The sequence below is a fragment of the Erysipelatoclostridium sp. MSK.7.34 genome, assembly GCF_019041935.1.
GTDB lineage: Bacteria > Bacillota_I > Bacilli_A > Erysipelotrichales > Coprobacillaceae > Thomasclavelia > Thomasclavelia ramosa.
Window position 1 is genome coordinate 104,128 of the sequence record NZ_JAHPYJ010000001.1, and the last position, 21,833, is coordinate 125,960.

The 21,833-nt window shown below is 32.6% G+C and carries 27 protein-coding genes; 14 read left to right on the forward strand and 13 right to left on the reverse strand.

Going from position 1 to position 21,833, the window contains the following annotated elements:
* Window positions 1-55 precede the first annotated feature (55 nt).
* On the forward strand, window positions 56-463 hold the full coding sequence (locus KTF99_RS00525) for an NUDIX hydrolase (protein ID WP_029480438.1): 408 nt from the start codon (window positions 56-58) through the stop codon (window positions 461-463).
* Here the strand turns inward: KTF99_RS00525 and KTF99_RS00530 are convergent.
* A complete protein-coding gene (locus KTF99_RS00530) occupies window positions 446-1,294 on the reverse strand; it encodes a YitT family protein (protein ID WP_003536617.1) in 849 nt (282 codons plus the stop codon). The two genes, KTF99_RS00525 and KTF99_RS00530, sit on opposite strands and share 18 nt — an antisense overlap.
* Before the next feature lie 85 nt (window positions 1,295-1,379).
* Between KTF99_RS00530 and KTF99_RS00535 the strand changes: the two genes are divergently transcribed.
* The gene (locus KTF99_RS00535; RefSeq protein ID WP_008791443.1) at window positions 1,380-1,991 is read left to right on the forward strand and encodes a Crp/Fnr family transcriptional regulator; all 612 of its coding nucleotides are present in this window, start codon (window positions 1,380-1,382) and stop codon (window positions 1,989-1,991) included.
* Here KTF99_RS00535 and KTF99_RS00540 read toward each other — a convergent pair.
* The 3 genes from KTF99_RS00540 to KTF99_RS00550 all read right to left on the reverse strand — a co-directional run bounded on the left by KTF99_RS00540 (window position 1,976) and on the right by KTF99_RS00550 (window position 4,926).
* Window positions 1,976-2,512 (reverse strand): histidine phosphatase family protein, encoded by a 537-nt coding sequence (locus tag KTF99_RS00540; protein ID WP_009008975.1) that lies wholly within the window; start codon window positions 2,510-2,512, stop codon window positions 1,976-1,978. The two genes, KTF99_RS00535 and KTF99_RS00540, sit on opposite strands and share 16 nt — an antisense overlap.
* A gap of 177 nt (window positions 2,513-2,689) precedes the next feature.
* Window positions 2,690-3,907, reverse strand: a complete 1,218-nt coding sequence (locus tag KTF99_RS00545) for an iron-containing alcohol dehydrogenase (RefSeq protein WP_008791441.1) — start codon at window positions 3,905-3,907, stop codon at window positions 2,690-2,692.
* An 89-nt stretch (window positions 3,908-3,996) separates the two neighbouring features.
* Window positions 3,997-4,926, reverse strand: a complete 930-nt coding sequence (locus KTF99_RS00550) for a LysR family transcriptional regulator (RefSeq protein ID WP_003536613.1) — start codon at window positions 4,924-4,926, stop codon at window positions 3,997-3,999.
* A gap of 197 nt (window positions 4,927-5,123) precedes the next feature.
* On the opposite strand from KTF99_RS00550, the gene KTF99_RS00555 reads away from it, so the two are divergent.
* The 12 genes from KTF99_RS00555 to KTF99_RS00610 are packed head-to-tail and all read left to right on the forward strand — an operon-like array spanning window position 5,124 to window position 14,663.
* Window positions 5,124-5,615, forward strand: coding sequence for an NADH-quinone oxidoreductase subunit NuoE family protein (locus KTF99_RS00555; RefSeq protein ID WP_008791440.1), 492 nt, complete (start codon window positions 5,124-5,126; stop codon window positions 5,613-5,615).
* A complete protein-coding gene (locus KTF99_RS00560) occupies window positions 5,609-5,962 on the forward strand; it encodes a hypothetical protein (protein WP_003536611.1) in 354 nt (117 codons plus the stop codon). Before KTF99_RS00555 ends, KTF99_RS00560 begins: the two co-directional genes overlap by 7 nt.
* Window positions 5,959-6,363 (forward strand): ATP-binding protein, encoded by a 405-nt coding sequence (locus tag KTF99_RS00565; RefSeq protein WP_003536610.1) that lies wholly within the window; start codon window positions 5,959-5,961, stop codon window positions 6,361-6,363. The genes KTF99_RS00560 and KTF99_RS00565 overlap by 4 nt, the downstream gene beginning before the upstream one ends.
* Entirely contained in the window at window positions 6,363-7,526 is a 1,164-nt protein-coding gene (locus tag KTF99_RS00570; protein ID WP_003536609.1) for a [Fe-Fe] hydrogenase large subunit C-terminal domain-containing protein, read from the forward strand. Before KTF99_RS00565 ends, KTF99_RS00570 begins: the two co-directional genes overlap by 1 nt.
* Window positions 7,527-7,530: 4 nt before the next feature.
* Window positions 7,531-7,857, forward strand: a complete 327-nt coding sequence (locus KTF99_RS00575) for a hypothetical protein (RefSeq protein ID WP_003536608.1) — start codon at window positions 7,531-7,533, stop codon at window positions 7,855-7,857.
* Window position 7,858: 1 nt separating this feature from the next.
* A complete protein-coding gene (locus KTF99_RS00580; protein WP_029480442.1) occupies window positions 7,859-8,563 on the forward strand; it encodes a PHP domain-containing protein in 705 nt (234 codons plus the stop codon).
* Window positions 8,563-9,096 (forward strand): ATP-binding protein, encoded by a 534-nt coding sequence (locus KTF99_RS00585; protein ID WP_217215394.1) that lies wholly within the window; start codon window positions 8,563-8,565, stop codon window positions 9,094-9,096. Before KTF99_RS00580 ends, KTF99_RS00585 begins: the two co-directional genes overlap by 1 nt.
* Window positions 9,093-9,461 (forward strand): (2Fe-2S) ferredoxin domain-containing protein, encoded by a 369-nt coding sequence (locus tag KTF99_RS00590; protein ID WP_008791438.1) that lies wholly within the window; start codon window positions 9,093-9,095, stop codon window positions 9,459-9,461. Before KTF99_RS00585 ends, KTF99_RS00590 begins: the two co-directional genes overlap by 4 nt.
* An 11-nt stretch (window positions 9,462-9,472) precedes the next feature.
* Window positions 9,473-11,272 carry an NADH-quinone oxidoreductase subunit NuoF gene (locus KTF99_RS00595; RefSeq protein ID WP_003536604.1) on the forward strand — a complete coding sequence of 600 codons (1,800 nt, stop codon included), beginning with the start codon at window positions 9,473-9,475 and terminating at the stop codon, window positions 11,270-11,272.
* Window positions 11,273-11,281: 9 nt separating this feature from the next.
* Window positions 11,282-13,030 (forward strand): NADH-dependent [FeFe] hydrogenase, group A6, encoded by a 1,749-nt coding sequence (locus KTF99_RS00600; protein ID WP_003536603.1) that lies wholly within the window; start codon window positions 11,282-11,284, stop codon window positions 13,028-13,030.
* Between the two features lie 20 nt (window positions 13,031-13,050).
* A complete protein-coding gene (locus tag KTF99_RS00605; protein WP_003536602.1) occupies window positions 13,051-13,944 on the forward strand; it encodes a hypothetical protein in 894 nt (297 codons plus the stop codon).
* Window positions 13,941-14,663 (forward strand): ABC transporter permease, encoded by a 723-nt coding sequence (locus KTF99_RS00610; RefSeq protein ID WP_003536601.1) that lies wholly within the window; start codon window positions 13,941-13,943, stop codon window positions 14,661-14,663. Before KTF99_RS00605 ends, KTF99_RS00610 begins: the two co-directional genes overlap by 4 nt.
* A gap of 43 nt (window positions 14,664-14,706) precedes the next feature.
* Here KTF99_RS00610 and KTF99_RS00615 read toward each other — a convergent pair whose 3' ends face one another.
* From KTF99_RS00615 to KTF99_RS00655, 9 genes are all read right to left on the reverse strand, one after another.
* Window positions 14,707-15,750: a GGDEF domain-containing protein gene (locus tag KTF99_RS00615; RefSeq protein ID WP_217215395.1), complete on the reverse strand. Its 1,044-nt coding sequence runs from the start codon at window positions 15,748-15,750 to the stop codon at window positions 14,707-14,709.
* A gap of 151 nt (window positions 15,751-15,901) precedes the next feature.
* Window positions 15,902-16,426 (reverse strand): DUF5662 family protein, encoded by a 525-nt coding sequence (locus KTF99_RS00620; protein WP_003536599.1) that lies wholly within the window; start codon window positions 16,424-16,426, stop codon window positions 15,902-15,904.
* Complete coding sequence (scpB, locus tag KTF99_RS00625) at window positions 16,413-17,027, reverse strand: SMC-Scp complex subunit ScpB (protein ID WP_003536598.1); 615 nt, start codon at window positions 17,025-17,027, stop codon at window positions 16,413-16,415. The genes KTF99_RS00620 and scpB overlap by 14 nt, the downstream gene beginning before the upstream one ends.
* Window positions 17,027-17,755 carry a segregation and condensation protein A gene (locus tag KTF99_RS00630; RefSeq protein WP_003536597.1) on the reverse strand — a complete coding sequence of 243 codons (729 nt, stop codon included), beginning with the start codon at window positions 17,753-17,755 and terminating at the stop codon, window positions 17,027-17,029. The genes scpB and KTF99_RS00630 overlap by 1 nt, the downstream gene beginning before the upstream one ends.
* Window positions 17,756-17,880: 125 nt before the next feature.
* Complete coding sequence (locus tag KTF99_RS00635) at window positions 17,881-19,164, reverse strand: spore germination protein (RefSeq protein ID WP_008791437.1); 1,284 nt, start codon at window positions 19,162-19,164, stop codon at window positions 17,881-17,883.
* Entirely contained in the window at window positions 19,161-19,511 is a 351-nt protein-coding gene (gene spoVAE / locus KTF99_RS00640; protein WP_003536595.1) for a stage V sporulation protein AE, read from the reverse strand. Before spoVAE ends, KTF99_RS00635 begins: the two co-directional genes overlap by 4 nt.
* Entirely contained in the window at window positions 19,511-20,515 is a 1,005-nt protein-coding gene (locus KTF99_RS00645) for a stage V sporulation protein AD (protein ID WP_008791436.1), read from the reverse strand. Before KTF99_RS00645 ends, spoVAE begins: the two co-directional genes overlap by 1 nt.
* A complete protein-coding gene (gene spoVAC, locus KTF99_RS00650; RefSeq protein WP_003536593.1) occupies window positions 20,493-20,936 on the reverse strand; it encodes a stage V sporulation protein AC in 444 nt (147 codons plus the stop codon). Before spoVAC ends, KTF99_RS00645 begins: the two co-directional genes overlap by 23 nt.
* A 67-nt stretch (window positions 20,937-21,003) precedes the next feature.
* Window positions 21,004-21,798, reverse strand: coding sequence for a folate family ECF transporter S component (locus tag KTF99_RS00655; RefSeq protein ID WP_008791435.1), 795 nt, complete (start codon window positions 21,796-21,798; stop codon window positions 21,004-21,006).
* Window positions 21,799-21,833 lie beyond the last annotated feature (35 nt).

The following is a 21,833-nucleotide window of genomic DNA, read 5'->3' on the forward strand; positions in this document are numbered from 1 at the left end:
AATATATTCTTAAGATTTTATTAATATGATAGAATATACGCAGAGGAAAAATGAAATGAAAAGAAATGTAAACATAATTGTCGTATTTAATCAAAATAAATCAAAAGTATTAATGTGTAAAAGAAAAAAAGCTCCTTTTAAAGGAATTTATAATTTTGTCGGAGGAAAAATCGAGCCAAATGAAGATCATCTTCAGGCAGCATATCGTGAATTAGCCGAGGAAACTAATATATCTAAAACAGATATTGAACTGATCCATTTTATGGATTTTACCTATTACCTTGATGATACTCTTCTAGAAACATATATTGGTACCCTTTCAACCAATGTTGATATTCACGGTGAAGAAAATCAGTTAGCCTGGATCAAGCTAACTGATGATTTTAAAGATCTTAATCGTTTTGCAGGAAATGGCAATATTTACCATATTCTCAAAGAAATATCACTAATGATGCCGTTCTAATGTATATCCTCGGCCACTAACTTCATCAACCGTTGCTACTACCATAAATGCAACAGGATCAATTAATTTAATCTGTTCTTTGATTTTGGTTAATTTAACCGGTGGAATAATTGTTAATAAGGTTTTAGTGTCAGTCTCATTAAAACCTTTTTGACTATATAAAGAAGTTACCCCAGCATCCGCTTCTTCAATAATCATTTTTTTGATCATTTCATGGCAATCGCTAATTACTACTAATTGAACCATCTTAGAACCTTTTGTTAAAGTTTTATTCAACATAAATGATGTTACAAAAACAAGAACAATACTGTATAAGATTTTAGTTGGATTACTGAAGGTTGCTTGCATACATAAGATAATAAAATCAAATACGTTAACCATAATGAATACTGGAATTCCTAATTTTCTATTCAAGATAATCGCAATAATATCCATACCTCCAGATGATGCATCTGAACGGATCATTAATCCTACCCCAATTCCAACTAAGCAGCCTGCTAAAACGACTGCTAATAAAGTATCTTGACAATAATTATGGAAAATTGCATTGGTATTGAAAAATTCTAGCAAAACAGGAAAAGCAAATGTTGATATAAGTGTAGATAAAGCAAATTTTTTACCAATAAAGAATAATCCTAATAAAAATAATAAAACATTAATGATTCCTACGATAAGTGAAATATTTATCCCAGTATAATGATTAGTAACGATTCCTAGACCAGTTACTCCTCCAGAAATTAATTGATTTTCTAAAACCAGAGTACTTACCGCAAAAGCTACAAAAACATTTCCTAATATAATAGTTCCGATTCTTAATAATTTTCCTTTCATATTATCACCTCGGGGTATAAGATAGCATAATTATTTACCAAAGAATGTAACATATGCTACAATTAAGAAAAAAGGTGGAAAAAATATGAAAATAGCAGAAAATCTCTTTAATTACTTTAAAAATACAGGTACATTGATCAAATATCAGCCCAACGATATTATCTATATGCAAGAAGATTCAAGCAACAATCTTTATTTGATTTTAAAAGGACGTGTTCGTGTTTATTTAATTTCAAAAGACGGACAAGAAATCACTTTAGATATCATCGATAAAGGAAGAATCTTTGGCGAATCTTCATTTTTATTAAACACTTCAAGACCAGTTTGTGTTAGTGCTATTGATGAAGTTAAATTGATCTCTTGTAATCTTGAAAATTTGTATCCTGCCATTTTAGAATCAAAAGAACTAACTATAGCAATCATGCAGCTCTTATCTTCAACTAATGATCATCTTACTAACCAAGTAAAAAAAGCATATTTTTATAACCGCCATGAAAAAATTGCTGCTTTTTTATTAGAACAAAAGAAAAAGACTATCTCATACACACATGAAGAAATAGCCTCTTTAACAGGACTTAATCGCGTTACTGTTACTAAAATTCTCAATGATTTTTATCAAAAGGGCTGGATCGACCTAGCCTATCGTAAAATCATTATTGTTGACCATGATGAGTTAAGCAATTATCTAGATAAATAATCATATTTAAGCAATTGGCAATTTTCCGTTTGATAATAAAAAATATCATCGTTGCTCATCTCATTAAAATACGTATTAATTGCCCGACAAACAGCACCATGACACACTAATAAAACATTACTTTTGGTTGCCTGTTCTTTGATTTCATCAAGAAATTCATAGACCCGCTTGCATAATTCAATAAACGATTCACCATTAGGATACCGTATTGCTAAATTATGTTTATTAGCAATAAAACCAGGATCATCACGATGTACCCCCTCATAGATACCAAAATTAATTTCACTGATTCTCGGTTCAATAATCACTTCTAAACCTTCTACATTAGCATAGTCAGCAGTATCAATAGCACGTTGTAACGGTGATACATATAAAAAATCATATTTAATTGATTTTAATTGTCGACCCAATTCTTTGGCTTGTTCAATTCCATCTGTTGTCAAAGCGGCTGGACTAATTCCGCAAACTAAATCATTAACATTATAATTTGTCTGTCCGTGTCTCGTTACATAAAGACTCATTTCATTCACCTGCTTTACTTTTATCACTGTACTCACAATGATTTTTTCTTAACTAACGGTTATTCTACTACAAATAAGTCTCTTTATTCAACTAATTATAGTATATTCTTTTGATAAAACAAAAGAAAAGACAAGGCCCTTGCTTCCTTGTCTAAATCGCTAAAAAGTTTTTATTTTTTAAAAATCTACTTCGCTGTCATAATAGCAAGCTTTTAACAACTCAACCATTTCTTCTTGAGTTGGAATTCTTGGATTAGAACCTGTACAAGCATCTTCAATTGCTAGTGCTGCAATATTATCAACTCGTGCCAAGAATACATCTTCGCTAACAAAACCAGTATCTGCTGGTAATCCATCAGCTCCATAATGATTGATTGAATGTGGAATATTTAATTCATCATTCATTTTGCGTAAGTATGCAATTAATAAAGCTACTTTTTCATCATCACTATTTCCACCTAAATGCATATAATCAGCAATTACACCATAACGTTTTTTAGCTGTTTCATCTTTTGCATTAAAGGCAATAACTTTTGGCAAGTACATTGCATTTGCTGCCCCATGAATAATGTGACCACCTTGATCAACAAAAGCTGCACCAGTTTTATGTGCCATTGAATGCACGATTCCTAATAGCGCATTAGAGAATGCTTGTCCTGCTAAACATTGGGCATCATGCATATCGTCACGAGCACCCATATCTCCATTGTATGATTTAACTAAATTAGCTTGAATCATTTCAATGGCATGAATCGCTAATGGATCAGTGTAATTACAATTCGCAGTTGAAACATATGCCTCAATCGCATGCGTCATCGCATCCATACCGGTATGCGCAACTAGCTTAATTGGCATTGTTTCAGCTAAATCAGGATCAACAATTGCTACATCTGGTGTAATTTCAAAATCAGCAATTGGATATTTAATTCCTTTTTCATAATCTGTAATGATTGAGAATGCTGTTACTTCTGTAGCAGTTCCACTAGTTGATGGAATTGCACAAAAATGTGCTTTTTTTCTTAGTTTAGGAATACCAAAAACTTTACACATTTCTTCAAATGTAATTTCCGGATATTCATACTTAATCCACATTGCTTTAGCAGCATCGATTGGTGAACCACCACCCATAGCTACGATCCAATCAGGTTGGAACTCTTCCATGACTGCAGCACCTTTCATCACTGTTTCCACAGATGGATCAGGTTCAATCCCTTCAAATAGTTTTACTTGCATTCCAGCTTCTTCTAAATAAGCGATAGCACGATCAAGAAAACCATTTCTTTTCATACTTCCGCCACCGACACAAATAATCGCTTTTTTTCCTTCTAAAGATTTTAAAGCTTCTAACGAACCTTTTCCGTGATACAAATCTCTAGGTAATGTAAATCTTTGCATCAGACCACCTCCATAACCAAATTATAGCGCTTACATATTTAGTTATGAAGAGACAAAAAAGGAATAGCCCTATCCCTTTTTATGTATACCTAGATATTAATTTCTTTAATACTACACTTGATTGCTCTAATAAAGCCCTCATCTTCTTTCGACAAACGATATCCTTTTCTCGTAATCAACAGATCTTGATAACTCATTTTATTTTCTTGACACTCCTTAGTAACTAAATTAAAACGTCTTAAAACTTCTTGAGGAATCGGTGACACCCACATAAAAGTATGAGGTAGATGATTTAATAACTCAAATTGACTAGCCCGTTCATATACCGAAATTTCTTTTTTACTATGACGTGTTTCATCATTACGATTGGTTGCTACGATCGGTAATGATGGTAAAGCTGTATCCCCATGTGTAATTTCTATTTGGGTTTCTAGATCAGATAGATAAATAATCTCTTTAAATGATAGCGGATTTTCATTTGAAAATAATAATTGATAATTAAATTGATATAGTTTTTCAAAATTTAGTTCCTTTGTTTCTAGTAAATGGAGAAAATAACTCTCTTCATCAATAGGAAAGCGAATTATTCCAATATTTGCTTCTCCTTCATAAACATCCTTGATTGTATCAAAAGAATTCGTTTCGCGATAATTAACCTTAATATTTTTATCATGAAAATTAATCATCGATAAATAATTAGTAAACGCATTAGCGACATAACTAGCCCGCGGTACACATATATCTAAATGAACAGACTTATCATCATATCCTTGATACATGGCTTCCATCTCTTCTACCTGCATAATGATACTTTTAGCTCGTTCAATAAATTCAGCACCTTTTTTTGTTGGAATAACTCCTTTTGAAGTTCGTTCAAAAATAATTATCTGCATATTTTCTTCCAGATCTTTAATTGTTTTACTTAAATGCGGCTGATTCATATATAAATTGCTGGCAGCTTTACTAATTGAGCCGGCTTTTGCAACTTCAATCACGTATTTTAAATGTAATAGATTCATCCCAATATCTCCTTAGTGATTATTTTAACATAGAAAAGATAAATTGTGTTTATATTCTAACATATTTATCAAATATATATTTTTTTATCTATCGCTATAACTTACAAATATATGGTACTTTTGACTTAATTGTATTTAAAGCGCTTTCAACTTATGTTATAATTAAATCAAATGATAAAAAAGAAAGAGGTGTAAAAATGAAAAAGTTGAAACAAGAATATTTGGATAAAATTGACGAAATCGTTGCTAAGCACAAAGATGAAAAAGGTCCAATGAAACTTATGCTTCACGAGATTCAAAACGAATTAGGCTATATTCCTTTTGAAGCAATGGAAAAAATTTCTGAAACAATTGGTGTTCCAGTATCTAAAGTATACGGTGTAGTCACTTTCTATTCTCAATTTACAACTGAACCTAAAGGTAAACATGTTATCGCCGTATGTTTAGGAACAGCTTGTTATGTTAATGGTTCCCAAACTATTCTAGACTTACTTTGTGAAATGACGGGATGCGAAGTAAATTCTACTAGTCCTGATGGACTATTTTCAATTGATGCAACACGCTGCGTTGGTGCCTGTGGTCTTGCGCCAGTTGTCAGTGTTGACGGAATTGTTTTTGGATGTACTAAACAATTAGAAGATTTAAAAATGCTTGTCTTAGATTATTTGAAAGAAGAAGCCCCATGTTAGTTAAAGAGATTGTCGATATACTAAAAGCGAAGGAAATATATATTGATGATCAAGCAATCTATCAAAAAGACTATAAAAAGGGCTTCTCTTCTGATTTAATGTCAGATGCTCTAGCATTATTGAAAAACGAAACCGAAGAAGTATTATTTATTACTGGTCTAGCCAACGTACAATCTTTAAGGACAGCAGAAGTTTTAGATATTGATACAATTTTATTTGTTAGAGGAAAGCCACTAGACATGACAATTGTTGATATGGCTAAAAATCTTCATATTAATCTCTTCCAAACTGATGAAACAATGTTTGAAGCTTGCGGCAAGCTATACGAGGCAGGAATGCGACGATGATTAAAACTTATCAAGTAGAAAAAGATAATTATCAAGATGCCGGGAAAGCATCAAGTGATATCAAAAGGACTCTAAAAGCCCTAGGAATTGACCGAAAAATTCTAAAAGCAGTAGCGATTGCTTGCTATGAAGCTGAGATCAATATTGCAATTCATTCCGATGGAGGAACAGTTACTTTTGAAATTGATGATGACGGTATTGTTCATTTAGCTTTTGATGACATTGGTCCTGGGATTGAAGATTTAAACCTTGCTCAAACACCCGGTTATTCAACGGCCTCACCCAAAGCACGGGAATTAGGTTTTGGTGCCGGAATGGGTCTTTACAACATGAAAAGTGTGGCTTCTACCTTTGAAATTACTTCTTCAAATGAGGGAACCCACATCAAGATGACATTTTAATGAAGCAAGTTATTAGTTATTTAGGCAGTGGTTGTAAAAACTGCATTAAATGTGTTAAATCATGTCCTATGGATGCCATTTCAATTGTCAATGAACAAGTAATTATCGATGAAGATAAGTGTATTAATTGCGACATTTGTATTCAGGCATGTGACCAGAAAGTATTAAGAATTAAAAATATCGATCTTGAAAGCACCTTAAAAAAACATGATTACAATATTGCATTGATTCCTACTGCAATCTTATCTGATTTAAAAACATATGATGAGATAAAAAATATTGCTCATGCAATCAAGGAGTTTGGATTTGATGAAGTAGTTCAATATAGTGATATTGAAGGACTTTTATATAAACAGGGTTTAAAAGATAGTAAAAATGGTGAAGAAGTAATGTTAACATCATTTTGCCCGACAATTAATAAACTGATTATTAATGATTACCCTACTTTGATCGATCATTTACTACCATATGATTATCCTGTTGAGATTGCTGCTAAAAAATTACGGCAAAAATACGCACAGAAAGATATTGCTATCTATTCTTTATGTGAGTGTGTTGGAAAATTAACACTTGCTAAACAACCTTTTGGTAATGAAGATTCAAATATCGATTATGCCTTAAGTGTTTCACAAATGTTTCCACGGATAAATCAATTTAAAAATGATTCACAAGAAGAACTTGAAATCAATGAATATGGAGTAAAAAGTATTGTTGGTGATCTTTATGGAGATAAAAGACTTTCAGCAATCAGTGTTGAAGGATTATCACAAATTAGAAAAGCCTTGGATTTAATTGAATTTGATCAACTAAAACATGTAGATTTAATGGCATTATTTGCTTGTTTCCAAGGATGTATCGGCGGCTATTATTTATGGTCTAATCCTTTTGAAGGCTGCTTTAATATTGAAAGCATGATCGATGATTGTAATGGTAATTTAGCTTCGTTAGATAAAAAAGATTATATCAAAGCACATGAAATAACAAGTGGTAATGAAAAGAATTTCAAAGAACGCTTAGCTTGGTTTAATAAAGTAAATGCTATTTTAGAAACTTTACCTCAATATGATTGTGGCAGCTGTGGATTCGCAAATTGTCGCGGTCTAGCTTCACGAATTGCTAGTGGTGAGGTTGATGATTCATTATGTCGAGTAAAAAGAAGGTGATGGTATGAATATCAAAGAAATACTTCAACTAGAAATCAAACAAATAAACAAAGCACCTTTGACTAATATTGTTGAGAATGTATATATTGGAGATTTGTTAAGTTTTGTTATGGCAAATGGTAAGGAAGGTGCTTTATGGTTGACTGTCCAAAAACATTTAAATGTTGTAGCAGTAGCTGAATTAAATGATTTTGCTGGAATTATCTTTGTCCAAAATAGTTTTCCGGATGGAGATACCATCGCTAAAGCTGACGAATTAGAAATTCCGTTATTTATTAGTCAGCTTGATGCTTATCATCTTTGTAAACAATTAATTTCTTTAGGTCTTTAAAATGTATTACGATCTGCATATTCATTCAGCTCTCTCTCCTTGTGGCGATGATACTATGACAATCAATAACATTTTTAATATGTCTTATATTAAAGGTCTGGAATTAATTGCAATTACTGATCATAATTCTTTAAAACAACAAAACTACTTAGAAGAAATCATCAATCATGAAATCTTAAAAGGCAAGATTGATTATATCCATGGTGTTGAATTACAGAGTAAAGAAGAGATTCATATTCTCGCCTACTTTTTAAAAGACACCGATTTAAAATCGATTCAAGCATGGATCGACAGTTATTTAATAAAAGTTCCAAATAATCCCGATTATTATGGCAATCAATATATCTTTAATGTCAATGATGAAATTATCGATCATGAAGACAATTTATTGATCAGTTCCCTTGATCTAGATATATATCAAATCATTGAGACAATCCATTCTTTTAATGGAATAGCTGTTTTAGCTCATGTATTAGCTAAAAAATTTGGAATCTATGAGATATATCAAGGAATTCCCGATGATTTAGCTTATGATGGTATTGAAGTTGGTAATTTAAGGGAATTAAAAGAACTAAAAAAAAGATGCCCTTCTGTGCGTTGTGAACATGTCTTTTATAACAGCGATGCTCATAATTTAGAAGCTATCAATGAACCAGTCAATCAAATTAATAAAGATGATTTTTATCAACTGTGGAGGAAAATATAATGCAGGAAATCGCAATGAATATTCTCGATATTGCTTATAACTCAATAAAAGCTCAGGCTAATTTGATCAAGATCATTATTCACGATAGCAGTAAATTAAATATTATTAATATCCAAATTATTGATAATGGCATTGGGATGGACAAAACAACTGTAAAAAATGTTATTGATCCATTCTATACAACAAGAGCCACTAGAAAAGTCGGTCTTGGAGTCCCAATGTTTAAGGAAAACATTGAAGCTACTGGAGGAACCTTTAAAATCGAATCCGAAGTTGGAAAAGGTACTCATGTAACTGGTGAATTTATTAAAAATCATTTGGATACGCCACCAATGGGAAATATTGTTGAAACAATTATTACTTTAATTCAAGCTGATGAAAAAATTAATTATTTATTTAAATATACAAGTGATAAATTAGAATTTATTTTAGACACTCAAGAAATTAAAAAAATTCTTGAGGGTGTTCCAATTAATCAACCAGAGATAATTGTCTGGTTAAAAGAATATATAAAGGAGGGATTGCAACTATGAAATCCTTAGAAGATTTAAAAAAACTTCGTGATGCTGCTCAAAGCAACATGTCAATGCGGACAGATGAACAACAAAAATATCGGGTTGTCGTAGGAATGGCAACTTGCGGGATTGCAGCAGGAGCGCGTCCTGTTTTAAACACTTTAGTAGAAACTGTTGCCCAAGAAAAATTACCTGCAACAGTATTACAAACTGGATGTATTGGAATGTGCACTCTAGAACCAATCGTAGAAGTGTTTGATCGCGATGACAATAAAACAACATATGTATTAGTAGACTCTGCTAAAGCTAAAGAAATTGCTGAAAAACACTTAAAACATGATGAAATAATCGACGAGTATACTGTCGGACATTATAAGAAATAGGAGGTTGTAAGATGCCAACAAAAAGAACCCAAGTGTTAGTTTGTGCTGGAACTGGTTGTACAATCGGTAATTCAGGTGAGCTAATCACGGAATTCGAAAAAGAAATCAAAGCTCTTGGGCTTGAAAAAGAAGTTGAAGTTTTAAGAACTGGTTGTTTAGGATTATGTGGAGTTGGTCCAAATATTTCTATCTATCCAGATAATATCATTTATAAAACTGTTCAGGTTTCTGATGTTAAAGAAATCGTTATGGAACACTTCTATAAAGGTCGTCCAGTTCATCGTTTAATGTTAAATGAATCTGATGAAGAAACAAAAGAGATTCATGATATAAATGATACTAAATTCTATAATAAACAAAAAAGAATCGCCCTTCATAATTGTGGTGTAATTGACCCAGAAAACATTAATGAATATATCGGGAAAGATGGCTACTTTGCCTTAGCTAAAGTAGTTAGCGAAATGACTCCACAAGAAGTCGTAGATGTAATTAAAGCTAGTGGATTACGCGGCCGTGGAGGTGGTGGATTCCCTGCTGGAGTTAAATGGCAATTTGCTTTAAATGAACCTGGTAAAGAAAAATATGTTATTTGTAACGCTGATGAAGGTGATCCTGGAGCATTTATGGATCGTTCAATTCTTGAGGGAAATCCCCACAGTGTTATTGAAGCAATGGCTATTGCCGCTTATGCAATTGGTGCTAACCATGGATATATTTATATTCGAGCTGAATATCCTATTGCCGTAGAACGTTTAAATACAGCTTTAGAGCAAGCACGTGAGCTAGGACTAATCGGTAAAAATATTTTTGAGAGTGGTTTTGATTTTGATTTAGAACTACGTTTAGGAGCTGGAGCCTTCGTTTGTGGTGAAGAAACAGCTTTGATTCAATCAATTGAAGGTGAACGGGGAATGCCTAATCCGAAACCACCATTTCCTGCCCATAAAGGGGTCTGGGGAAAACCAACTATTATTAACAACGTTGAAACATATGCCAATATTGCTCAAATTATTCAACATGGTGCTGAATGGTTTAGGAGCATTGGTACTGAAACATCACCTGGTACAAAAGTATTTGCCCTTGGAGGAAAAATTGTTAATACTGGATTAGTTGAAGTTCCAATGGGAACTACTTTACGTGAAGTAATTTATGAAATTGGTGGTGGCTGCCCAAATCACAAACGCTTTAAAGCAGTTCAAACAGGTGGTCCATCAGGTGGCTGTTTGACTGAAGAACAACTAGATACACCAATTGGTTTTGATGAATTAGTAAAACTTGGCTCAATGATGGGATCAGGTGGAATGATCGTTCTCGACGAAGACAACTGTATGGTCGATGTAGCCCGCTTCTATATGGATTTTATTGTTGATGAATCATGTGGTAAATGCACTCCTTGCCGTGTAGGAACCAAACGAATGCTAGAATTGCTTGAACAAATTTGTGACGGTAAAGGAACAATGGAAACTTTAGATGAACTTGAATTACTAGCTTCAACAATTCAAGATACTGCTCTATGCGGCTTAGGTCAAACTGCTCCTAACCCTGTACTTTCTACGATCCATCAATTTAGAGATGAATATATTGCACATATCGTTGATAAAAAATGTCCTGCTGGGGTATGTAAAGAATTATTACAATATGAAATCGATGAAGATAAATGTCGTAAGTGTGGTCTTTGTGCTAAACAATGTCCAGTTGGAGCAATCAGTGGTGAACTTGGAAAAGTTCCATATGTTATCGATCAAGAAAAATGTATTAAATGTGGTCAATGTATTAAAGCATGCCACTTTAATGTAATTGAAAGAAAGTAGGTGTAAGGAATGTCGAAAATAAAAATGACTATCAACAACCGTGAGGTAGAGGCATATGAAGGCCAAACAGTCTTGGAAGCAGCCAAAAATAACGGAATCCATATCCCTACTTTATGTTATTTAAAAGATGTTACAGGAACAGGTGCTTGCCGTGTTTGCCAAGTTGAAATCGAAGGTGCAAAAACATTATGCGCTGCCTGTGTTTATCCTGTTAGAGAAGGACTAGTAGTTAAAACTAATTCTCAACGAGCTTTAGATGCAAGACGCCGAGTCGTAGAATTAATTGTTTCTAACCACTCTAAAGATTGTCTATCTTGTATCCGTAATACAAACTGCGAATTACAACGACTTTGTCAAGAATTAGGAGTCCGCGAAGATGCTTTTGCTGGCGAAAAAACAGCTCCTACCTTTGATGAAGTTTCGCCTGGAATCGTTCGTAATACTTCAAAGTGTGTCCTTTGCGGCCGCTGCGTTGAAACATGTGCTAAAACCCAAGGTTTAGGAATCCTAGGCTTTATGAATCGTGGTTTCAAAACTAAAGTTGGTCCAGTTTATGATAAGAGTATGAATGATGTCAACTGTATGCAATGTGGACAATGTATCAATGTTTGTCCAGTTGGAGCGTTACAAGAAAAAGAAGAAGTCCATAATGTTATTGCGGCTTTAAATGACGACAGTAAACATGTTGTAGTGCAAACTGCACCAGCAGTTAGAGCCAGTTTAGGCGAAGAATTTGGAATGCCAATAGGAACTAGAGTAACTGGTAAAATGGTCCATGCCTTAAAATTAATGGGCTTTGATAGAGTATATGACACAAATTTTGGTGCAGATTTGACCATAATGGAAGAAGGATACGAGTTTATCCATCGTATCAGCAATGATGGAGTTTTACCAATGATTACATCTTGTAGTCCTGGATGGGTAAACTATATTGAACACGAATATCCTGAATTATTAGATCATTTATCAAGTTGTAAATCACCACATATGATGCTAGGTTCAATGATTAAATCTTATTATGCAAAAGAAAATAACCTTGATCCAAAAGATATCTATGTTGTTTCTATTATGCCTTGTGTTGCTAAAAAAGGTGAAAAAGAACGTGAAGAAAACTTAACTGATGGTTTAAAAGATGTTGATGCGGTATTAACAACTAGAGAGTTAGGTAAATTAATTAAAATGTTTGGGATTAATTTCCGTGATTTGAAAGACGAAGATTTTGATCAAGACATGTTCGGTGAATACACAGGTGCCGGAGTTATCTTTGGTGCCAGTGGTGGTGTAATGGAAGCTGCCTTAAGAACTGTAACTGATGTTTTAACAAAAGAAGACTTAACTAATTTAGACTATCATGCAGTTCGTGGTGAAGAAGGAGTCAAAGAAGCTAGTTTAAAAATTGGTGATATGACAGTAAATGTTGCAGTTGCCCATAGTATGGTTCTAGCTAAACCTTTACTCGAAGAAATTAAAAACGGTACATCTAAATATCATTTCATTGAAATCATGGGATGTCCTGGCGGATGTGTTAACGGTGGTGGTCAATCATATGTTAATGCTTTAACTCGTAATAGCGGTTTTGACTGGAAACAAGCTCGTGCTAAAGCGTTGTATGATGAAGACTTAGCATTACCTGTTAGAAAATCCCATAAGAATTCACAAATTCAAAAATTATATGCTGATTTCTTAGGTGAACCAAACAGCGAAAAAGCACATCATTTATTACACACACATTATACAAGAAAAGAACGGTTTAAATAATTATCGTTAGGGGGGAATATATGAAGAAAATAATTAAATATTTATTATGTTTAATGATGATATTCACGATGATTGGGTGTTCAAATACAGAAACTAAAGATAAATCCAATACAGTTAAAATACTATGTCCTGCGGGAGCTCCGTCACTTGCCTTTGTCAGTGAGTATGAAAATATCAGTAAAAAAGGAAAAATAGATTTTGTTGATGGTAGCGATCAGCTTGTTGCTGAATTATCAAAAAATAGCAGTGATTACGATATTATTGTTGCCCCAATTAATTTAGGTGCTAAATTGATTGCTAGCGAACAAACCGATTATCGTATTCAAGGGGTTATTACCTGGGGTAATTTATACTATATTGGAACTAGTAACGAAGCATTAAATCAGACTGGCGAACTGGGTTTATTCGGTGAAGGTGCAGTTCCTCAAAAAATCGTTGATACTGTAAAAATTAATACTTCATTGACTCCTAAGTACTATCAATCAGCAACATTAGTACAACAACAATTATTATCGGGCAACATTCAAGTTGGAATGTTAGCTGAACCACTTGCAAGTGCAACGATTGCTAAAGCTAAACAAGCAGGAATTGAACTTTCAATTATTGCTGATTTACAAAAAGAATACGGTAAAGATGGTTATCCTCAAGCCGCTATCTTTGTTAAAGAAAATAACAACTATGATGAACTATTTGAAGCAATCGATCAGTTCACTAATAATGATTACAATGGATTAAAAGACTATCTAGAAAAAATTGGTATCGAGACATTGAGTTTGCCAAGTGTTGAAATTACAGTTAAATCTATCGATCGTCAAAATGTCCATTATAAAAAAGCTAGTGAATGTTCTGAACAAATTAAAGACTTCTTAAAATTATTTAACATTGATTATAATAAAAATATGTTAAGTTCATGAGACGTAAAATAATTACTTTAATATTAATTATTGGTTTATGGCAAGGTTTTGCTTTATCAATTGATAAAGCAGTAATCTTGCCTTTACCACTTGTAGTCTTTAACCAAATGTTCAACCTAGCAACTAGTCAATCCTTCTATATCGCAATTGGAGCAACTTTATCACGTGTTGCTTTAAGTTTCTTTTTAGCTTTAATAGTTGGGACCATCTTAGGCGTTTTTAGTGGCTTGTTTAAAAGTGTTAATGAATACTTAGCTCCAATTTTCTCATTCTTACAAACTATCCCTCAAATTGCCTATATTTTAATTTTATTGGTATGGTTTAAAAGTCTGACTGCATTGATCATCATTGTTTTATTGATGATTTTGCCAGTATTTTATAATAATGCTGTTAACGGTATTAAAAACATAAGTAACGATTTAAATGATGTTACGATTCTCTATCACCATCCATTTAAATTTAATCTAATTCATGTTTATCTCCCTTTAATCAAAGGGTATATCGTCTCAGCCGTTGAAACAGCTCTACCACAAAGTTTAAAGGTCGGTGTGATGGCTGAAATTTTTGTTTCCTCAAATCAAGGAATTGGTAAACAGCTGTATTTTGCTAGAGCACAAATTGATATGGTCAGTATTTTTGCCTGGACCATCTGGATGGTTATTATTATTATGTTAATTACATATTTTACTAATAAAATAATTAATAAAGATAAAAAGTAAAGAAGTCAAGCGATTTGCCATAACTAGCGCTAATCACACTTCTTTACTTTTTATCATCTACAATTATCTGATCTTTTCCACAACGTTTTCCTTTATATAAACGATCATCAGCACACTTTATCATAGTATTTAAATGCTTTGCTTTCATCGTATCTGAAATTCCAAAAGTCATCGTTATCTTAATAACATTACCCTCATAAATGAAAGAGTGCTGCCTTAAGAGATTATTAAAACGTTCAATTACATAAGTAAGTTCTTCTTTATTTGTATTAAAACATAAGAAAACAAACTCTTCACCACCCCAACGACATATATCAATATCATCAGGTATCTTATCTTTCATCAAATTTGCTAAACTATGTAATACATAATCACCACATAAATGACCATAAGTATCGTTAATAATCTTATAATCATCAATGTCGCCTATTACAATATTACAATCTAAATTAGGAGATGAATTTAAACTATCAAATAGATAATGACGTGTTCTAAGTCCTGTTAACTGATCATTATCAGCTATTTCTTGTAAATTTTCATTTAATTTATCTATTGCTTTTGAAGAAACATCAGAAATAAAAACACTGTATATCATAACAATAAAACAACAAACTGCATTAAATATTGAAAGAGTTAAAATAATATTTTTATCAGAAATTATATATATTGGAGCATCTTGGGTTGAACTGATTATTCTAATAATAATATAAACAAACACTTCAATAATTGCACATAAATAAGCCCATCTTGAATTTTTAAATGGCCAAAAATATACTAGCGATACCATTGCTAATAAGTACAAGGGAAAACCACTTTCCCATCCAAGTGTAAAAACTGTAATTCCAACAAATGTGATAACCTCAAGATGTACCGATAATACTGCAGTTCGATAATAGCCTTTATTTATTATTACCAGCATGATTCCATAAAAAATAACACTAAACAGATTGTAAACTACTAAAAAATTAAAGTTTAATAAATAGAAAATACATAAATAGATTAGATGCATAATTAATGCTAAAGCTACAATTTGTAAATACACACTTCGTACATAGTTACTATGAGCAGCTTTCCCCTTTTCATTCATCTAATCACCTTCGTTCATCTCTATTATAGTAAATTTATACCATTTTTCATATATAAACTTAAAATAAAAAGGAACCTAATAATTTGGGTTCACTTCATATCTCTCATAGACGATATTCCTTTTTATTTTGTAGCTATTCTATAAGAACAGTTTAATGATTTCTTAAATATTTTTCTTTAATATATTCAATTGTTTCATCTAAATTAGAATTCGCCAAGCGTTCAAGCATATCTCTCAAGATTCTATCTGTATTTTCATTAATCACATAATAGTGATGCGTCTTATTATAATAATCAAGTGGTGCTTTAAAATTAAACTGAGTTCCTTGATAAACCATCGTTGCAGCAACACGGTCGCAAAACATTTCAACAACATAATTAATTGGCATTTCAATGGCGATAATTCCTTTGCTAGTAAAATCGATCCAATATTCCCAATGATGTTTATTACGTCCTTTGTGATGCAGCCAGGCACTGCTATAACCAATAGTATCACGTTCATTACTATTTGGTGATTTATAGCCCAAATAATATTTAGCACCTGTTACTAATTCAGTCCAAGAATATTTAGATAAATCATGTTTTAACCCTTGTTTATACAAACCAAATCTGAAACATAATTTCATTACATAAAATTTATGTTTTGTAATTGTTTTAAAATGCTTAAACAGTTTCATTTAATTCACTTTCTGCCTTTGAAATATCGTCACTAGTATCTTCACGATATCGTGTAGCAAATATATCCTCTTGTTCATCCACTTCAACAATGTCAGCTAGATCTGGTAATTCTTCAAGTGTTGTTAAACCAAAAGTATCCATGAACTCATCAGTTACACCATACAAAATAGGCATTCCCGGAGTATCCTCTCGCCCAACCTCTTTGATCAAGGCTTTAGCTACGAGCTTACGAATCATTGCATCGCATCCAACTCCACGAATATCTTCAACTCCAGCCCGTGTAATGGGCTGATTATAAGCAATAATTGCTAATGTCTCTAAAGCAGCATTCGATAAACTAGCACTGCTTTGTTCGACCATCTTTTGATAATAAATAAAGTAATCAGCATTAGTAGCTAATTTATAACGTCCGCCAAAATTAACTAGAACAATCCCCTTTAAAGCTTTATTCCCATAAATTTCTGTAAATTGATCCATTAATAGCGTTGCTTCTTTTTTACTTATTTCTAATACTCCGGCTACTTGTTTAATATCAACACCATCATCACCAGCTAGATACAACATACCCTCAATAATATCTAAATAATTATTTTGTTCCATTAAACTTTCCCCTCTACATATATTTCTTCAAATAACCCATCTTGAATAATCTCTACTTCTTTATCTTTAGCTAAAACTAATATTGAAATAAAAGTTACAATAAAATAGAAACGGTCATGACGGTCAAATAATTCCTCAAATTTAACTTTCTTATTTACTCTTGTTTTAAAATAATTTCGTATTTGAGCTGTTCTTTCATCAATTGAAATATCTTTTTTAGCAATATGTGTATCCAGTGGTTTCATCATTGCTTTTCGCTGAAACATTTTTTGCATTGCTTTCATTAAATCATAAACTTCTAATCCTTCAGGAATCATTGAACTAGTATCCACAACATACTCGTCCATTGACTCTGCCGGTTTAATAATAACTGTTTGACGCTGTTCATATTTATCACGAATTTCATCTAAAACATCTTTATAACGCTTATACTCGATTAGTCGTTTGATCAAAGCTTCACGAGGGTCTTCCTGATATTCATCATTAATTGTCACCTTTTCTTTAGGAATCAGCATCTTACTTTTCATTTCAATCAAATCTGCCGCCATCACTAAATACTCTGACATGATTTCTAATTTAGAAGGATCCATAGCATGAATATATTGCAAATATTGATCTGCAATCAAAGACAATTCTAATTTTTCTAAGTCCATTTCTTTTTCCTTGATCAAATGTAGTAATAAATCTAATGGACCTTGAAAATCTTCAATTATTACTTGATATTCCACTATCGATACCTCCTTCACTTCGATTACGCATTTGTTATTATAACATATATATTATTGCTTTAGAAGTATTCTTTTAGGACCGTAACAAACAAAAAACTATAGCGTTTAAATCACGTTATAGTCTATTATGAGCCTCTTTTCGTCTTGGGCTTACGAATAATAAAATTAAGCATTTCTTTGCCATCAAAAGGATATAGAGGATATAAATAAGATACCCCAAATGGTTTTAAAGATACTAAATAACCAATTAAGATCACATGATAAATGACAAAACCGATCCATCCTAAAAAACCAACAAAAATAATTAAAAATATTTTTAAATATTTATTAGTAAGCGATAGCTCATAGTTAGGGGTTGCAAAACCACCGACATCACCAATTGCACAGAATAATAAAATTTCTTCACTAAAAATTCCTAAATCAATTGCAAACTGTCCTAATAATACAGCGGCAATCATCCCCATCGCATTTGACAAAGAGGTAGGAGTATGAATCGTAGCAATCCGTAACAACTCAATCGCTAATTCAACAAGCAAGACTTGTCCTAAAAAGACTAGATCAATAGTCCCCTTACTTGTCAATAGTAGCCATAAAGGTACTAAATAAATAGAAATTAATACTGCACTACAACGAATTAATCGTATAAAAGTCCCAATGATTGGTGTTTGACGATGCTCCTCAACATGCTCCAATATTTCAAATAATGTGGTCGGCAACATCATTACTGAAGACGATGTATCGCAAATAATAGCAATATGACCATGAAGGATATGCGTAGCTACTACATCCGGGCGTTCACTATATCGAACAAGTGGAAATGGATTATATCCTTGATCTAAGATCATCTCTTCAACGGCACGATCAGACATGACCAAATCTTCATTTTTAATTTCTTTTATACGTTGTAATACTGTTTCCAGCATAGTTTGATCAACTGTGCTATCTAAATAACATAAACAAACATCTAAGGGATTATTTTTCCCAATCGTCTGTTTATTCATAACTAGATCAATCGTACGTATTCGTCGGCGAATCAAACCCGCACAAGTCAGCATCGATTCATTAAAACCATCTTTAGAGCCTCTGACGCTTTTTTCTGTCTCGGGTTCTTCTACAGAACGACTAGGAAAGTGACGAGTATCTAAAACATAAGTTTTATCGCGATAACTAATCATTGCACAACCAGTTAACATTGAATACATGGCCTTTTGATAATCCGGTTCGTCTTTAACATCACCATTATTTAAGCAATCTTTTAATGTTTCACCACGATGGTTGGTAATCCCTTCAACTAAATAAGCAATTAGATCATCAGAGCAAAGACTAGAAACATAATTAATTGTAACTTTTTCATTTTCAAAATCAAGCGTTCGGGTATTTAAATCAAATGATGGATTGTTATTGATCATGATTTTGGCTTAGTACAAATTGCAACTAAAAAAGCAAATAAAATAGCACTACTAATACCCGCTGCGGTTAAATCAAAAATACCCATCGCTAATCCAAAAACGCCAAATTCTTTAGTTGCTGCAAGCGCTCCATGCATCAACGAATGACCAAAACTTGTGATTGGCAATAATGCTCCTGCATGAAATATTTCAACTAGTTTATCATAGATATGAAACAAATCTAAAAAAGCACCAATAACAACAAATAGACTCGTAATATGTCCAGGAGTTAATTTTGAATATTCATAAATCAACTGTGCAATTACACAGACAAAGCCACAAAAAATAAATGCTAATAGATAATTCATTATTCAACAACCTCCAAACTAAAGGCATGGGCAATACAAGGTATACTTTGTTTTTGATTAGTCATAACCGGTGACAATAATGCCCCTGTTGTAATCACTAAAACCCGCTTGTACTTATGTTTTAACATTTTCTGATAGATGTACCCAAATGCTACTAAAGCACTGCACGAAGGCCCACTCCCACCTTGATTAACATCTTGATCACTATCATATAATAGACAGCCGCAATCATCATACTCATTATAGGTAACACTATTTTCATTCATTAATTCCTTCATAATCGATTTCCCATAAGTTGATAAATCACCAGTAAGAATCAAATCATAATCAGTTCCTTGCCGGTTTAAATCTTTTAGATGATTAACTAATGTATCAAAGGCTGCTGGTGCCATTGCTCTTCCCATGTCATTAGGATCACTTTGGTTCATATCAATAACACGACCAATAGTTAATGCTTCTATTCTAACAGCGCTAGGATTATTATCAAGAATTACACTGACTGCACCTGTAGCTGTCGTTGTCATTGTTTCTTTACGTTGGACACCATATTCAATTGGATAACGAAATTGTCTTTCAGCGGTTGCATTATGGCTGCAAACAAAACAATTTGCATTATGAATACAATGATTTTCAATTAACATTGAGGCTGTATTAATAACTAGCCCCATTGTTGCACAAGCACCATACATCGCCATAAATGGTCTTTGAAAATCTTTAGCAGTGTAATTACTGGCAGTGACTTGATTATTTAAATCTCCACCTAAAAAGACATTAATGTCATCTTTTTTCAACTTTCCTTTTTTTAAAGCATGACTAATCGCATCTTGAAGCATTGCCATTTCTGCTAATTCATAAGATTTATGTCCAAAATGAAAATCAGGGTAGTGTCTATCAAAATATTGACCTAACGGTCCATTAAATTCGTCAATCCCGCACGTTGTTCCTGTTGCTCTAACATAAACATTATTCAACTGCATTGAACTACCAGATAAGACTGATGACATAACGAATACCTCCTAACACAAACGAAGCAACAATCCCAAAAGTAATGACTGTTCCTCCTAATTTAAACATATTAGCTCCTATACCTGTTACTAAACCTTCGCTTTTAGCTTCTAAGGCACTAGAAGTCATACTATTAGCAAATCCAGTAATTGGGATAAAAGTTCCAGCTCCTGCCTTTTTTCCAATTCGATCATATATTCCCAATCCTGTCAAAATAGCAGCAGCCAAAACAATCGTAATAATCATCATTGGTGTTGCTTCTTTTTCACTCACATCAAAAATATACATGTAAAACTCTAAAATGCCTTGACCGACAGCACCGATAATGCCACCATAAATAAATGCACTTAAACAATGCTTCCCCACTTGTTTTTGGGGTTTTAAATCTTCAGCAATTTCATTATACTGTGATGTATTCATATTATTCACCTCACAATATTTTTTCCATATTAAAAAAAATTAAACAAAAAAGAGTCAAAACTGACTCTTATAGGCGTTTTAACACTCTTAAAACACTATATCCTAAAATGATATCTACTGGAATCATGATACATTCTTTAATGACTCGGATAAATAACGATAATGTAAATGGAATTCCATACATAACTTGTAACCAATAAGGCGTTAACATAAATGTAATTACCATTTCAACTAATACTACCGAAATCAACCACAGATTAAACAAATGATATTCCTGATCATTTAATTTCTTTTTATAATAACGCATAACAGTAAACAAGACACTTATCATCACAATACAAACCACACTAATTATTATTTTAAAATTAAGTGTAATGTCTACAACATTCTTAGAAATAACTACTTGATCTAAACTAAATACATAAAAGCAAGCCCCTATTCCTAAAAAAATTAAAATTACTTGGATTGCCTTTTCTAAATAATTCATATAATTTTCTTTAATCGTGGCAACTACAATGGATGGAATCAAACATTGTAATACCGCACTCAAAGTAAATCCTAAAAAAGGAAATCCCGTTGGTGTCACAATTAATCCAACTAAATCAACAGCAAGACCAATTATATAACAATATCCTGGTGCAAGCATTATCCCTGCTAAAAGCATTGGGATTACTTCAATTGAGATTTTTAGACTCTCAAAACCAAACAAAGGTATCATAATCGATAACCTTTTTAAAATAGCGGCTAAAACAATAAATAAAGCTGCTAATGTGAGTGATTTAGTATCACTCTTAATTGGAAATTTCCAAAATACAAAAATTCCAATTAAAACTAAAATAATTCCGCAAATAATTTGAATCATAACTTGATTGCTACTTATTTACAATCTTTCCTGCT